The 15,036-nt window shown below is 61.9% G+C and carries 12 protein-coding genes; 6 read left to right on the top strand and 6 right to left on the bottom strand.

Annotation, left to right across the window (positions count from 1 at the left end; translation table 11 throughout):
- Positions 1-11 precede the first annotated feature (11 nt).
- Entirely contained in the window at positions 12-935 is a 924-nt protein-coding gene (locus PH552_RS19025) for a nucleoside hydrolase (protein ID WP_285166234.1), read from the top strand.
- A complete protein-coding gene (locus PH552_RS19030; RefSeq protein WP_285166235.1) occupies positions 932-2,716 on the top strand; it encodes an adenine deaminase in 1,785 nt (594 codons plus the stop codon). Before PH552_RS19025 ends, PH552_RS19030 begins: the two co-directional genes overlap by 4 nt.
- Before the next feature lie 107 nt (positions 2,717-2,823).
- Here PH552_RS19030 and PH552_RS19035 read toward each other — a convergent pair whose 3' ends face one another.
- From PH552_RS19035 to PH552_RS19055, 5 genes are all read right to left on the bottom strand, one after another.
- Positions 2,824-4,005, bottom strand: a complete 1,182-nt coding sequence (locus tag PH552_RS19035; protein WP_112341808.1) for a M20 aminoacylase family protein — start codon at positions 4,003-4,005, stop codon at positions 2,824-2,826.
- Positions 4,006-4,031: 26 nt separating this feature from the next.
- A complete protein-coding gene (locus tag PH552_RS19040) occupies positions 4,032-5,093 on the bottom strand; it encodes an ABC transporter ATP-binding protein (RefSeq protein ID WP_113250879.1) in 1,062 nt (353 codons plus the stop codon).
- Positions 5,090-6,643 carry an ABC transporter permease gene (locus PH552_RS19045; RefSeq protein WP_285166242.1) on the bottom strand — a complete coding sequence of 518 codons (1,554 nt, stop codon included), beginning with the start codon at positions 6,641-6,643 and terminating at the stop codon, positions 5,090-5,092. Before PH552_RS19045 ends, PH552_RS19040 begins: the two co-directional genes overlap by 4 nt.
- 217 nt (positions 6,644-6,860) lie before the next feature.
- Positions 6,861-7,877 (bottom strand): iron ABC transporter substrate-binding protein, encoded by a 1,017-nt coding sequence (locus PH552_RS19050; RefSeq protein ID WP_112341896.1) that lies wholly within the window; start codon positions 7,875-7,877, stop codon positions 6,861-6,863.
- A 119-nt stretch (positions 7,878-7,996) separates the two neighbouring features.
- Positions 7,997-8,881 (bottom strand): LysR family transcriptional regulator, encoded by an 885-nt coding sequence (locus tag PH552_RS19055; RefSeq protein WP_112341805.1) that lies wholly within the window; start codon positions 8,879-8,881, stop codon positions 7,997-7,999.
- Positions 8,882-8,979: 98 nt separating this feature from the next.
- On the opposite strand from PH552_RS19055, the gene PH552_RS19060 reads away from it, so the two are divergent.
- Together PH552_RS19060 and PH552_RS19065 are read left to right on the top strand one after the other, a co-directional pair.
- Positions 8,980-9,387 carry a CidA/LrgA family protein gene (locus PH552_RS19060; protein ID WP_112341804.1) on the top strand — a complete coding sequence of 136 codons (408 nt, stop codon included), beginning with the start codon at positions 8,980-8,982 and terminating at the stop codon, positions 9,385-9,387.
- Positions 9,374-10,078, top strand: coding sequence for an LrgB family protein (locus PH552_RS19065; protein WP_113250878.1), 705 nt, complete (start codon positions 9,374-9,376; stop codon positions 10,076-10,078). The genes PH552_RS19060 and PH552_RS19065 overlap by 14 nt, the downstream gene beginning before the upstream one ends.
- Positions 10,079-10,135: 57 nt before the next feature.
- On the opposite strand, the gene PH552_RS19070 is transcribed toward PH552_RS19065, so the two are convergent.
- Positions 10,136-11,473, bottom strand: a complete 1,338-nt coding sequence (locus PH552_RS19070) for an MFS transporter (protein ID WP_112341802.1) — start codon at positions 11,471-11,473, stop codon at positions 10,136-10,138.
- A gap of 392 nt (positions 11,474-11,865) precedes the next feature.
- Between PH552_RS19070 and cyoA the strand changes: the two genes are divergently transcribed.
- Together cyoA and cyoB are read left to right on the top strand one after the other, a co-directional pair.
- Positions 11,866-12,984, top strand: a complete 1,119-nt coding sequence (gene cyoA / locus PH552_RS19075; protein ID WP_113250877.1) for a ubiquinol oxidase subunit II — start codon at positions 11,866-11,868, stop codon at positions 12,982-12,984.
- 47 nt (positions 12,985-13,031) lie between these two features.
- Positions 13,032-15,035 carry a cytochrome o ubiquinol oxidase subunit I gene (gene cyoB / locus PH552_RS19080; RefSeq protein WP_113250876.1) on the top strand — a complete coding sequence of 668 codons (2,004 nt, stop codon included), beginning with the start codon at positions 13,032-13,034 and terminating at the stop codon, positions 15,033-15,035.
- The last annotated feature ends 1 nt before the right edge of the window (position 15,036 follow it).

Here is a 15,036-nt window from a genome sequence, read left to right on the forward strand (position 1 = left end):
TGAGATAGGACATGGGAATCTGGATCGATACCGACATGGGGTTCGATGACATCGCCGCTATCCTGGTGGTGGCACATTCGGATCTCGTCATCGACGGCGTTTCGCTTGTCAGCGGCAACGCGCCCCTGCCCCATGTCCGGGCCAATGCGGCGAGCGCGGCCGCGGTCTTCAACTGGACCTTTCCAATCCATACCGGCCGCGAGCTGCCCGTGCTCTGCAGGCTGGAAACGGCGCAAGGCATTCTCGGCCAGACCGGCATTCCCAGCACAGGCCGAAGCCTGCCGCCAGCCGATGCGCTTCCGGCAAGCGACGCTTTTACGGCGCTCTGCAACTGGCTGGCCGACGGCGACGTGCCGAAGCGCATCCTGGCGCTCGGGCCGCTTACCAATGTCGCCGCCTTGGCACTGGCACGGCCGGATCTCGCCGCCCGCATCGACGAGGTGACCTGGATGGGCGGCGGCGTCACATCCGGCAACCACACGGCATCGGCGGAATTCAACGCCTTTGCCGACCCTGAAGCGCTCGCCATCGTGTTGGCGCATGCCCTGCCGTTGCGCATGATTGATCTCGATATCTGCCGGAAGGTGCTGGCTTCACCCAAAGATGTCGCCCGCATCCGCGAGATCGCCGGCGAAAAGGCGCAGCTGCTCGCCGATTTGCTGGAAGGCTACGTCAACATCGCCATCAGCCGCGGCAGACCGGCGATGGCGATCTACGATCCGACGGCAGCGGCCATCTTCGTCGAACCAGGGATCGCAACGCTTCGGCACGCCCGGATCGACGTGGAACTATACGGGCAGCATACGCGCGGACGTACCGTCATCGAAATGCGCGCCTCGCATGCCGAGTTCAACGCCCATTTCGCCGCCGAAATCGATGCGGAGCAGGCACGCGGAATCATATTCGACGCGCTGCTTCGGGAGGCCGGCCGATGAACAGGGATGGCGACGAACCGGCGGACCTGAATGTTCCGGAGCTGCGTTTACGCGCGGTCGCCGCAGCACGCGGCGATCAAGCCTTCGATCTACTGATTGCCGGCGGCCGCCTTGTCGACATGGTGACCGGGCAGATCCGCGCCGCCGATATCGGCATCGTCGGCCCATTGATCGCAAGCGTGCATGCGCCCGGCACCCGTACCGACGCGATGCGGACGGTCGATGCCGAGGGCTGCTTCCTTTCGCCCGGCCTGATCGACACGCATATGCATATCGAAAGCTCGATGGTGGCGCCTGCGATCTATGCCGAAGCCGTCCTGCCGCGCGGGGTGACGACCATCGTCTGGGATCCGCATGAGTTCGGCAACGTCCACGGCCTCGATGGCGTGCGCTGGGCGATCGAGGCCACACGGCAACTGCCGCTGCGCGTGATACCGCTGGCGCCGTCCTGTGTGCCTTCCGCACCGGGCCTGGAGATCGCAGGCGCCGATTTCGACGCGGCAGTAATGGCCGAGATGCTGACATGGCCCGATATCGGCGGCGTGGCCGAGGTCATGACCATGCGCGGCGTCATCGACGGCGATCCGCGCGCCACCGGTATCGTCAATGCCGGATTGCTTTCGGGCAAGATGGTTTGCGGCCATGCCCGCGGGCTCGAGGGTGCCGATCTCAACGCCTTCATGGCTGCCGGCATCTCCTCCGACCATGAGCTGACGTCCGGCGCCGATCTTTTGGCAAAACTTTCGGCGGGCCTTGCCATCGAGCTGCGCGGCTCGCACGACCATCTGCTGCCGCAATTCGTCGACGTCATCAACGATCTCGGCTTCCTGCCACAGACCGTGACGCTCTGCACCGACGACGTCTTTCCAGACGAGCTTCATGACGGCGGCGGTCTCGATGATGTGGTGCGCCGCCTCGTGCGCTACGGACTGAAGCCCGAATGGGCCTTGCGGGCAGCGACCCTCAATGCAGCCATGCGGCTGGGGCGCAGCGATCTGGGCCTGATCGCGGCTGGACGACGCGCCGACATCGTGCTTTTCGAAGATTTGTCGAGCTTCAAGGCGCGGCATGTGATCGTCAATGGTGCGGCAGTCGCCGAGGCCGGCCGGATGATCGGTCCGATCGAACTGGCCGATGCCGCACCGCTCCGCAACTCGATCAAGCTGAGATCGTTCAGCGACAACGATTTCCGTGTGGCGGCGACGGGCGACCGCGTCCGGCTTGCGACCATAGATCGGCCGCGCTTCACGCAATGGGGCGAAACGCAAGCCGATGTGGAAAACGGCTTTGTCGTGCCGCCGGCGGGAACGGCGATGATTGCCGTCGCCCATCGTCATGACAAGGCGGACGGCCGGCCGCGCGTCGGCTTCCTGACGGGCTGGGGCGAATGGCGCGGCGCCTTCTGCACCACGGTTTCTCATGACAGCCACAACCTGACGGTTTTCGGCGGCAATGCAGACGATATGGCGATTGCCGCCAACGCTGTCATTAAGGCCGGCGGCGGACTTGCGGTGGCACGCGACGGCAGGATCGAGGCGCTGCTGCCGCTGCCGCTCTCCGGGCTGGTCAGCGATGCGCCGCTCGCAGAAGCCGCCAATGCCTTCCGCGCCGTCCGTGAGGCGATCGATACCATCGTCGACTGGAACCCGCCCTACCTCGTCTTCAAGGCCTGCTTCGGCGCAACGCTTGCCTGCAATGCCGGCCCGCACCAGACGGATCGCGGCATTGCCGATGTTACGATCGGTAGGGTGTTGGAGACGCCGGTGCTTGGGGAGGTGTAAGTTCTTCACCTGCGATCGGCTGCGCGTTCGTGGATGGTGCGCCCCTACTGTCACTATCGTGACAAAGGGGTATCGAAGCTGCGGCAAACTCGCGGTCTCAACCAAGATTAAGTCCGCTCGCCTCCCCCCAACTCCTGCTCGACCAGTGTCGTCCAGAAGGCCACGCCCGAGGCGATCGCAGCGTCGTTGAAGTCATAGCCGGTGTTATGGTGCAAAGCTCCGTCGACGGCCGGGCCGTTGCCGAGCCAGACGTAGCAGCCGGGAGCCTTCTGGCCGAAAAAGGCAAAATCATCGCCGGCAGTCGAAGGCGGGAAGCGGGTCAGCACCTTCTCGCCAAAGATTGTCGTCGCGGCCTTCAGCGCCCGCGCCGTGGCATCGGCATCATTAACGACGGGTGGAATGCGGCGCTCGAACTGATAGTCGACGGCGATCCCGAACATTGCGGCCGTCCCATGCGCCAAACGTCCGATCTCCTCCTCAAGCTGATCGCGGACCTCAGGCGTATAGGCACGCGCGGTGCCGCCGATCTCGACGATGTCGGGGATGACGTTCAGCGCCTTGGGATCGCCTGCCTGCAGCGAGCAGGCGCTGACGACGGCCGGCTGCAGCGGATCGACGACGCGCCCGACGATGGTCTGCAGCGAAGACAGGAAGGTCGCTGCCGCGGTGATCGGGTCCTTGCCGAGATGTGGCTTGGCGCCATGGGTGCCGGTGCCGCGGAAGGTGATGCGCCAGCTGTCCGACGAGGCAAGCTGCGGCCCTTCCACAACGGCCATCTCATCGACCGCGAGACCGGGCATATTGTGCAGCCCGTAGACGGCATCGCAGGGAAACAGCTCGAAAAGACCATCTTCCACCATGCGCTTGGCGCCGCCGCGACCTTCTTCCGCCGGCTGAAAGATGAAATGCACCGTGCCGGAAAAGCCGCGCTTGGCGGCAAGGTGTCGGGCGGCACCGAGCAGCATCGTCGTATGGCCGTCATGTCCACAGGCATGCATCTTGCCCGGAATGGTGGATTTGTAGGGGCGATTGGCCTTTTCCGGCATGGCGAGCGCATCCATATCGGCACGAAGTCCGATGCGGCGGGTGCCGTTGCCGACCTGCAGCGTTCCCACAACCCCGGTTTTGCCGAGGCCACGATGCACTGTCAGCCCGGCCTCTTCTAGCAGGGTGGCAACGATGCCGCTGGTGCGCTCCTCCTCGAAACCGAGCTCCGGATGGGCATGAAGGTTGCGGCGAAGCGAGGTGAGGAAAGGAAGATCCGGCTCGATCTCATCGGGAAAAGACATGGAAATTCCTTCGGCTTAAATGATGCTCAGGCACCGAGCTTGCTGAAGACGTGCGCCTTTCCGATGACGGTCACCGAAACCATGCTGTCGATCTCGGGCAGGCCGACGCCGGAGCTCTTGATATTCAATGTCTCCGAACCGTTGGCATTAGACAAGACGACCGTCACGACGCAGACGGCACCGCCGAATTCGACTTCAGTCACCTTGCCGATGCATGCTGCATTGGCACCGGCGTCATCAAGGGCGGTCAGGCGCAATTGCTCGGGCCGCAGCATGATATCGGTGCGTCCCTGCTGGCTTCCGGCGTCGACCGGTATGTGCCCGAGAACACATTTGGCTGATCCATTGTCGAGATCGGCCGGCAGCACGAGGGCATCGCCGAGGAAGAGCGCGGTCTCGCGATCCCTGGGGCTGAGATAGAGCGCCTGCGGCGTCCCAGCCTGTATGAGCCTGCCCTCGCGCAGGACGGCGACCTGATCCGCGAAGGACAGGGCTTCCGCCTGATCATGCGTCACTAGAACCGCGGTGATGCCGGCAATCTGCAGCACGCGAGCGACCGCCTTTCGCATGTTCTCGCGCAGGCCGGTATCGAGAGCGGAAAAAGGCTCGTCGAGCAGCATCAGCTTCGGCTTGCGCCCGAGTGCCCGCGCAAGTGCGACGCGCTGCTGCTGGCCCCCCGAAAGCTGATGCGGGCGGCGATCAAGCATACCGCGGTCGAGCTCGACCATGTCGATAAGGGCGTTTATGCGTTGCTCACGGTCGCGCGCGCCGCGCTCCATGCCAAAGCCGATATTCTCCGATACGCTGAGATGCGGAAACAGGGCGCCATCCTGCGAGACGATGCCTATGCCGCGGCGATGTGCGGGCACGATCGCCTCCCCATCCGCCAGGGTTTCGCCTTCCAGCACCACCTGCCCCGCATCGGGGACCTCGAAGCCGGCGATGATGCGCAGCAGCGTCGTCTTTCCCGAACCGGACGGGCCGACGATCGCCGTGCGGCTGCCAGCGGCGACCGTAAGGTCGATATTATCAAGCGCATGCACGGGGCCATAATGCTTGCTGATATTCTTGATCGCCAGAAAGGTCATTGTCCGGCCGTCCGCTTGGATTGCACATAAAGAAGGAGGGTGAGCGGCAGCGACAGGACGACCATCATGAAGGCGTAGGGCGCTGCGGAAACATAATCGATCTCGCTGGTCAGCGACCAGAATTTGGTTGCCAGCGTTTCCGTGCCGTTGGGAGAGAGCATCAGCGTCGCCGTCAGCTCGTTGGTGATACCGAGCGCGACAAGCGCGACGCTGGCGGCAAAGCCGGGGGCCGCCAAACGCATGGTGATCTGCCGCACGGCCTGCGCAGGCGTGCGGCCGAGCGCCATGGCGGCACGTTCGAGTTCGACGGGTGCCTGGGCGATGCTGGCACGCAGGCCAACCATGGCGCGCGGCAGGAACAACAGCACATAGGCGAGCAGCAGCGTCGCAAAGGTCTGGTAGAGCGGCAGGATTAGCCGCACGGTGATCGACACCAGGGCCAGGGCGACGACGACGCCCGGCAGCGAGCCGACATAATAGTGGCATGCTTCGAGAATGCGCTGCAGCCGGCCCGGCGCACGCACCGACAGCCAGGCCATGGGGGTTGCCGCAATGGTGGCGAGCAGGCCGCCGGCGATCGCGAGAAGAATGGTCTGCAGCAGGGCGGAGCCGACCGTGTCGATCCGCCAGATATCTATACCGCCAAGATAAAGCCAGCGCGCCAGGGTGACGAAGGGAACACCGAGCGTCAACGCGGCGGTGACGACGGGCAGCGCGACCGCGGGAACGACGAACCAGCCGAGACGGCGGCGGTCGGCAGGTCGGGCGGCACCCGAACCGATGCGCGCATAACGCTCGTTGCCGCGCACCAATACCTCGATGCCGAGCAGCAGAAGGCAGCAAATAACGAGGACGCCGCCGAGCATATTGGCGGCCGGGCTGTTATAGGCCGACTGGAACTGATCGACGATGGCTGTCGAAAACGTGTCGAAGCGGATCATCACGTAGAGACCGTATTCCGCCAGGAGATGCAGGCCGATCAGCAGCGAGCCGCCGCAGATGGCGAGGCGAAGCTGCGGCAGGATCGCCCGGAAGAAGACACGCCAGGGGCCGAGGCCAAGTGAGGCGGCAGCATCCTCGATCGCCGGATCGAGCCGGCGTAGCGCTGCCGCGACCGGCAGGTAGAGAAAGGGAAAATAGGCGAGCACCGATACCAGCACGCCGCTCCAGAGCCCGCGCATGCCGGGCACGAGACTGACCCAGGCGTAGCTGTGCACGAAAGCGGGGACGGCAAGCGGTGCGGCCGCCAGCCAGGACCAGAGGCGGGCGCCGGGGATATCGGTGCGCTCCGTCAGCCAGGCGAGCGTGACCGCCAGCAGGATGGAAAGCGGAATGGTGCAGACTTCAAGCAGGACGGTGTTGACGAGCAGTTCGCCGACGCGATTGCGGAAGATCAGGGCAATGACTTCGGCCCAGCCGGTGTCGATCGTGATCCAGATGATGAAGCCAAGCGGTACCAGACTGAGAAGCGCAACAATGGAGGCAAGGGCGACGACGGAGGCATGCCGAACGCGCCCGCGGGGAGCGGCCGTCAATTGGGGCATTCGCATGGCGGCAGCTTCGCCGGCATATGTGTTTTTCTGCAGCAAATCCGAGCTGCCTTTCACGCCCTGAAATAGGAAGGCAACCGCCGCTTGCGGCGGTTGCCTGATCGATCGGCCTTGAGACCATTCGTATGTCGTATGCCCCTAGCAGGGCACAGGATAGTGATGCAAGAGCCACGCCCGCCCGAAAGCGCCCTAAAGGCGCCGCGGCAAGGGCTTTGCCTTAGATAAGCCCTGCTTCCGTCATCAGGTCGGTAACCTTCTTGCTGTTCAGCTTCGAAGGCTCGACTTTCGGTGCCTGCAGGTCGGAGAGTGGAACGAGCTTCGGATTGGAAGCCTCGCCGTTGCCGACGGCATATTCATAGGAGTTGCCATCGCGCAGGACGGCCTGACCGCCCTTGCCGGTGATCCACTTCAGGAATGCCTGGGCTTCCTTCTGATGCTGGCTGGAAGCGAGAACGCCGCCACCGGAAATGCTGACGAAGGCACCCGGATCCTGGTTCTTGAAATAGTGCAGCGAGACATTCTTGCTGTTTTCGCCGGTCTTGGCCTGATCGCCGAACCAGTAATAGTGATAGATCACAGCGCCTTCGACCTCGCCGGCATTGACGGCCTTCATGGCGACGCTGTTGCCCTTGTAGAAGCTGGCATTTTCCTTCATCGCCTTCAGCCAGGCGCGGGTCGCGTCCTCGCCCTTCAGCTCAAGCAGCGCGCTGACGATCGCCTGGAAATCGGCACCGGCCGGGGAAGCGCCCCAGCGGCCCTTCCACTTGGGATCGGCGAGATCGAGCATCGACTTCGGCAGATCGGCTTCTTTCAGCTTGGTCTTGTCATAGGCAAAGACGGTGGAACGGGCGGCAACGCCGATCCAATTGCCGTCGGCGGCCTTGAAGGTGTCCGGCACCTGCGCCAGCGTATCGGCATTGACCGGGGCAAAAAGCTTGTTGGCATCGACCAACGCCATGCCCGGAGAATTTTCCGTCAGATAGACGTCGGCAGGCGAAGCCGCGCCTTCCTGGACGATCTGGTTTGCGAACTGCATGTCGCTACCGTTGCGGATCGTTACCTTGATGCCCGTTTCCTTGGTGAAGCCATCAGCCCAGGCCTGCGTCAACGTCTCATGCTGGGCATTGTAGACGACGATGCCTTCGGAATCGGCGGCATTCGCCATCATCGGGGCAACCGCAAGGCCTGCGGCCAGCGCCAGCGCACTGGTGAGATGAGTAAAGGAAAAAGTCATTAAGTCCTCTCGCTTGAAAGTCACCGCCTGAAGCGGCATTGGAATAGCCTATATTTTTCCTGACCGCTTATTTCAAGTTTACGGTCGTTCCCGCTTATCACAAAAGTTTGAGAATAGAGTCAAGATTTCGCCGCTATCTCAGCAGCGAGGTCGAGCCAGGCACGGCCGGCATGCGACAGATATCCGCCGCGCCGCCAGATCCAGGCCATGTTCCACTCCATGCCCGGTTCGACGACGAGCGCATGGGCGATGCCCGAACGCTGGCGCTGTTCAGCGATCAGCCGCGGAAGGAAGCCTACACCGAGGCCCGCAGCAACCAGTTCGATGATGAAATTGATCTGGCTCGAGCGCGCGGCGATGTCAGGCGCAAAGCCGGCCGCGCGGCAGGCGTCGAGAATGATGCCGTTCAGCGCGAAGCCGGTTTCGAAGAGGAGGAAGGGGTTGTCCTTGAGCCCCGCCAGCGGCACCGTTTGCTGCCCGGCGAGCGGATGTGCCGACGGTAGGAGGACATGCATCGGCTCGCAGCGCACGGTCTGCCACTCGAAGACATCGGGCATCGGCAGCAGCGAGGCTCCGAGATCGACCTCATCGGCCAGTACCATTTCTTCCAGCCGCTTGGCGCCTTGTTCTACCAGCCTGATCTCTATGCCCGGATAACGATTGCGGAAGACGGCGAAGACCGGCGCAAATAGTGCATCATTGCCGATCGGCGGCAGACCAAGCCGGAGGGCGCCGCGCGAGAGCCCACGAAGCTCCGACAATTCCGCCAGCAGATCGTCGCGCCCGGCAAGGATCGCAATTGCCCGACGATAAACCACCTCGCCAGCATCCGTCATTGTCGTGCGATGGCCGATGCGGTTCAGCAGCGGCAGGCCAAGCTCGTCCTCCAGCTGGCGCACGGCCTTGCTGACGGCCGATTGCGTTGTGAACACCACCTTGGCGGCTTCCGAAAAGCCGCCCTGGCGCACCACTTCGACGAAGGCTTTTAGCGTTCGAAGTTCCATTACTATTCCTTATAGGACTGGGTTTTATGAAATCAATTCATTTTCTTCATAGGGCAGAAACGCCTATTGTCGGGCCGACAGATTTTCCCGAGCTTTCTATGCGTATCGACCCAAAGAACCATCCGAAATTGAGCTGCCTCGCTCAGATCCTGCTGCTGCTTGCCTTCTGGCAAGCGGGCGAAGCCATCGTCCGCCTGGCACATCTGCCGATACCCGGCGCCATCGTCGGCATGCTGCTGGTGCTAGTACTGTTTGCGAGCGGCAAGGTGAAACTGGCGAGTATGAAGCGTGGCGCGGAGTGGTTTCTCGCCGAAATGCTGTTGTTCTTCGTGCCGGCGGTGCTGGCCCTGCTCGATCATGGCGAATTCATCGGCATCATCGGGCTTAAAGTGCTTGCGGTGATCTTCGCCGGCACCATCATCGTCATGGGTGTCACCGCGATAGCGATCGATTTCGGCTACCGGCTGATGATGCGCCAGGGAGCACCCAGCCATGCCCAGCATTGAAAGTCTGGCAGCCGGCCTGTTCTGGCCGCTGGCGACGATCGGACTTTATTATCTTTCCAAGATGCTCTATCGGCGTCGACCTTCGCTCTGGCTGTCACCGCTGGTGGCGGCACCGGCGGCTTTGATTGCGACCGCGCTCATGCTGCATGCGAACTATCAGGATTATATGCATGACAGCGGTTGGCTGCTGGCCCTGCTCGGGCCTGCGACCGTCGCGTTCGCCGTACCGATCTACGAACAGCGCGGTCTCATCAAGCGCTATTGGCCAGTCCTGTTGTTCGGCGTGATCGTCGGCAGTGCCACGGCCATGGTTTCGGCTTGGGGGTTTGCAAGCCTTCTCGGCCTCGATGCGAACCTGCGGCTCAGCCTGATGCCGCGCTCGATCAGCACGCCGTTCGCCATGGTGGTTTCAGGCGATATCGGCGGCGTCCCCAACCTGACAGCCATCTTCGTCGTCATCACCGGCCTGTTCGGCGCCGTCGCCGGCCAGGCACTGCTGAAGCTGCTGCCGCTGAAGTCCGGCATGGCCCGCGGTGCACTTTACGGCATGGGGGCACATGGCATCGGTGTCGCCAAGGCGCATGAGATCGGGCGCGAGGAAGGATCGATCGCCGGTCTCGTCATGGTGCTGGTGGGATTGACGAACGTGCTGGCGGCACCGCTGATCGCGTGGCTCCTGCATTCAGCCTGAACGAAAAAGGCTGCGGCACTTTTATGCCGCAGCCTTGTTTCATTTCGCGAATCTGACCTAGTTGTCGCGCGTCTCCAGCGTCTTGCTGAAGAAGATCGCGACCAGCGTGCAGACGACACCCGACAGCAGATACAGGCTCGTATAGACCAAGCCGAACTGGCTGGAGAGGGCAAGCGCCACGAAAGGTGCGAAGCCGGCACCGATCAGCCAGGACAGATCCGACACGAGGGCCGAGCCGCTGTAGCGGTAGTTCTGGCTGAAACGGGAAGCACTGGCGCCGGCTGCCTGGCCGAAGGAGAGACCGAGCAACGTGAAGCCGAGAACCACGTAGATGTGACGGCCCGTGATCCCGCCATCGAGCAGCCATGGCGCGACGAAAGCGAAGCAGGCGATCAGCACGGCACCGATAGCGAGCTGGTTGCGGCGACCGATCCGGTCGGCGAGCATGCCGGAACAGATGATGGCGAGAATGCCGCAGATCGCGCCGAGGAACTCTACCAGCAGGAACGAACCCGGGGTCTGCTCGCTGTAGAGGGTGACCCAGCCGAGCGGGAAGACCGTAACCAGATGGAAGGTCGCAAAGCTTGCCAGCGGCACGAAGGCGCCGATCAGGACGTCGCGACCATGCACGCGCAGCAGTTCGGTCATCTTCACCGGCTCGAGCTCATGACGCTCCAAGAGCGTGCCGAACTCCTCGGTGGCGACCAGACGCAAGCGGGCGAAGAGTGCGACGACGTTGACGGCGAAGGCGCAGAAGAAGGGATAGCGCCAGCCCCAATCGAGGAAGTCCGCCGTCGTGAGGCTCGTGACGAAATAGGCAAACAGAGCGCTTGCCAGCATGAAGCCGATCGGGGCGCCGAGCTGCGGGATCATCGCATACCAGCCGCGATGGTTCGTCGGTGCGTTGAGCGCCAGCAGCGAAGCCAAGCCGTCCCATGCACCGCCAAGCGCAAGGCCCTGGCCGATGCGGAAAATGGCAAGCAGGATGATCGCATAGACGCCGACTTCCGAATAGCCGGGCAGGAAGCTCATCGCCGCCGTCGAGCCGCCAAGCAGGAACAGCGCGATCGTCAGCTTCACGCCACGACCGTAGGTGCGGTCGATCGCCATGAAGATGAACGAACCGATCGGACGGGCGATGAAAGCGAGTGAGAAAACCAGGAAGGAAAGGAGCGTGCCATGCAGCGGATCGGCGAAGGGGAAGATCAGCTTCGGGAAGACCAGGACTGATGCGATGGCATAGACGAAGAAATCGAAGAACTCGGACGTGCGACCGATGATCACGCCTATGGCGATATTGCCGGGAGCGACGGTGCCGCCCGCATGCATGCTGCGGGCATCGCTCTCAAGCGTTGAAGATGTGGGATTCAATGATTCATGCGTAACGCTGACCATGCGCGGGAGCCTCCCTCTCCGAGCGCGAATTCCTCCACGAACTCGCGCGTAATGAAAATGTCGATCAAACCTGCGAACATATCAAGTATCGAGCATGAAATAATTCGCAAATTAGCGATCAAATCGGGTTCTTTTCCGCTTTTGCCGCCCTATTCCGTCTAAGCAGAAACCGGCGGCGATAGCCATTTGTTCCGATCCGGGTATATTGGCGGCGACAAAAGCGAAGAGCCTCGCGGAAACCTTCTGGATTTCTCAGGGTTTTGCGGATAGGTGGGACAGCATTCCATACCGCAACGCACCCGAGCTTGCTGCGGTGCGACGAAACACCTCATATCGTTCATGACCGCCGTCCTTTAGTCGCGGTAGGGTCGAAACAAAAAGAGCTTTAAGACGTGCCAAGACTATCGAAGATTCTCAGCCGTTTATCCATCATTCCTTTGTTTTTGCTGCTGTCAGGCTGCAATCTGGTGGTGATGGCTCCCTCCGGCGATATCGCCATGCAGCAGCGAGACCTCATCATCGTCTCGGTCGTGCTGATGCTGATCATCATCATCCCGGTGATCTTCCTGACGCTGTTCTTCGCCTGGAGATACCGCCAGTCAAACAACGAAGCGACCTACGAGCCGGATTGGCATCATTCGACACGTCTGGAGCTGGTCATCTGGTCCGCTCCGCTTGCCATCATCATCGCGCTCGGCGCGGTGACCTGGATCAGCACGCACCAGCTCGACCCCTACCGTCCGCTCGATCGCATTGCCGCCGACAAGCCGCTCAGCGCCGATGTCAAGCCGCTGACGGTGGAAGTGGTCGCGCTCGACTGGAAATGGCTGTTCTTCTATCCGGAATACGGCATTGCGACCGTCAATGAGATGGCGGCTCCGGTCGACCGGCCCATCAACTTCAAGATCACGGCTTCGGCCGTCATGAACTCCTTCTTCATTCCGGCGCTGGCGGGCCAAATCTACGCCATGCCGGGCATGGAGACGAAGCTGCATGCCGTCATCAATCATCCCGGCGAATTCCAGGGCCTGTCCGCCAACTACAGCGGCGCCGGCTTCTCGAACATGCGCTTCAAGTTCCACGGTTTGGATCAGGCCGGTTTCGACCAATGGGTCCAGAAGGCCAAGAGCCAGGGGACGGCGCTCGGCCGCCAGGAATACCTGACGCTTGCCAAGCCGAGCGAGCGCAACCCGGTGCAGTACTTCAACGCCGTCGACGATGGTCTCTACAACGCCATCCTCAACATGTGCGCCGATCCGAGCAAAATGTGCATGAGCGAGATGATGCATATCGACGCCAAGGGCGGCGGCGGCAAGGAAAGCCACGAAAACCGCGAGCGCCTGATCTACGACAATCGCGATGGCGCCTCGACCGAGGTCACGCCAGTCAAGGCCGACGGCGGCGCCGGCCACACCATGCAGCATGGAGACAACTCCATGTCGGGCATGGATATGGGCAACGGCTCTTCTTCCGATTCGTCGACCGGTTCGGCGCAGCATCAGGGTCACTGATCCGGTGCGCTCAATAACAAGACATTCATAAGGGACAGAGGCAATCCATGTTTTCCAACCCGGACCTCTATAAATTCATCTTCGGTCGGCTGACGCTCGACTCGATCCCGTATCACGAACCGATCCTCGTCGTGACCTTCATCGGCGTCGCCATCGGCGGTATCGCCCTTCTCGGCCTGCTGACTTATTTCCGCCTCTGGGGCTATCTCTGGAAGGAATGGTTCACCAGCATCGACCACAAGAAGATCGGCATCATGTATGTCGTGCTGGCGCTGATCATGCTGCTGCGCGGCTTTTCCGACGCGCTGCTGATGCGACTGCAGCAGGCGATCGCCTTCAACGGATCCGAGGGTTACCTGCCGCCGCATCACTACGACCAGATCTTCACTGCCCACGGCGTGATCATGATCTTCTTCGTGGCGATGCCCTTCGTCACCGGCTTGATGAACCTCGTCGTGCCGCTGCAGATCGGCGCCCGCGACGTCTCCTTCCCGTTCCTCAACAACTTCTCGTTCTGGATGACAACGGCGGGCGCGATCGTCATCATGATTTCGCTCTTCATCGGCGAATTCGCCAAGACCGGCTGGCTGGCCTATCCGCCGCTGTCCGGCATCGCCTATAGTCCTGACGTCGGCGTCGACTATTATATCTGGGGCCTGCAGGTCGCGGGTATCGGAACGACGCTTTCGGGCATCAACCTGATCGCCACCATCGTCAAGATGCGCGCGCCGGGCATGACCTTCATGAAAATGCCCGTCTTCACCTGGACCTCGCTCTGCACCAACATCCTGATCGTTGCGTCCTTCCCGATCCTGACCGCCACGCTCGCCCTGCTGACCCTCGATCGCTACGCCGGCACGAATTTCTTCACGAACGACCTCGGCGGCAATCCGATGATGTATGTCAACCTCATCTGGATTTGGGGCCACCCGGAAGTCTACATCCTGATCCTGCCGGCCTTCGGCGTCTTCTCGGAAGTCGTCGCCACCTTCTGCGGCAAGCGCCTCTTCGGCTACGCCTCGATGGTTTACGCCACCTGCGTGATCATGATCCTCTCCTACCTCGTCTGGCTGCACCACTTCTTCACGATGGGCTCGGGCGCCAGCGTCAACTCCTTCTTCGGCATCACGACGATGATCATTTCGATCCCGACGGGTGCGAAGCTTTTCAACTGGCTGTTCACAATGTATCACGGTCGTATCCGCTACGAGCCGCCGATGCTGTGGACTGTCGGCTTCATGGTGACCTTCACCATCGGTGGCATGACCGGCGTCATGCTCGCCGTTCCGCCGGCCGACTTCGTGCTGCACAACTCGCTGTTCCTGATCGCCCACTTCCATAACGTGATCATCGGCGGCGTGCTCTTCGGCATGTTCGCGGGCGTCAACTATTGGTTCCCGAAGGCCTTCGGCTTCAAGCTCGATCCTTTCTGGGGCAAGATGAGCTTCTGGTTCTGGCAGATCGGCTTCTGGTTCGCCTTCATGCCGCTCTACATCCTCGGCCTGATGGGCGTGACGCGCCGCGTCAGCCAGTTCGACGATCCGTCGCTGCAGATCTGGTTCATCATCGCCGCTTTCGGCGCCGGCCTCATCGCCATCGGCATCGCCTGCTTCCTCATCCAGCTCGCCGTCAGCTTCATGAAGCGCGAAGAGCTTCGCGACCATACCGGCGACCCCTGGGGCGGCCGCACACTGGAATGGTCCACTTCGTCGCCGCCGCCGGCCTACAACTTCGCCTTCACGCCGATCGTCTACGATCACGACGCGTGGTGGGACATGAAGAACCGCGGCTACGTCAGGCCGACCGAAGGCTTCATTCCGATCCACATGCCGAAGAACACCGGCACCGGCATCATTCTCGGCGTTCTCTCGATCGGTTTCGCATTCGGTATGATCTGGTACATGTGGTGGCTTGCAGCCATCACCTTCGTCGCGATGATCGTCATCACGATCGGCCATACCTTCAACTACAAGCGCGACTACCACATCCCCGCCGACGAGGTCGTTAAGACCGAGAACGAGCGTACGAAGCAGCTCGCAGGACAGGTGTAAG

Source organism: Rhizobium aureum (genome assembly GCF_030182495.1).
Taxonomy (GTDB): domain Bacteria; phylum Pseudomonadota; class Alphaproteobacteria; order Rhizobiales; family Rhizobiaceae; genus Rhizobium; species Rhizobium tropici_C.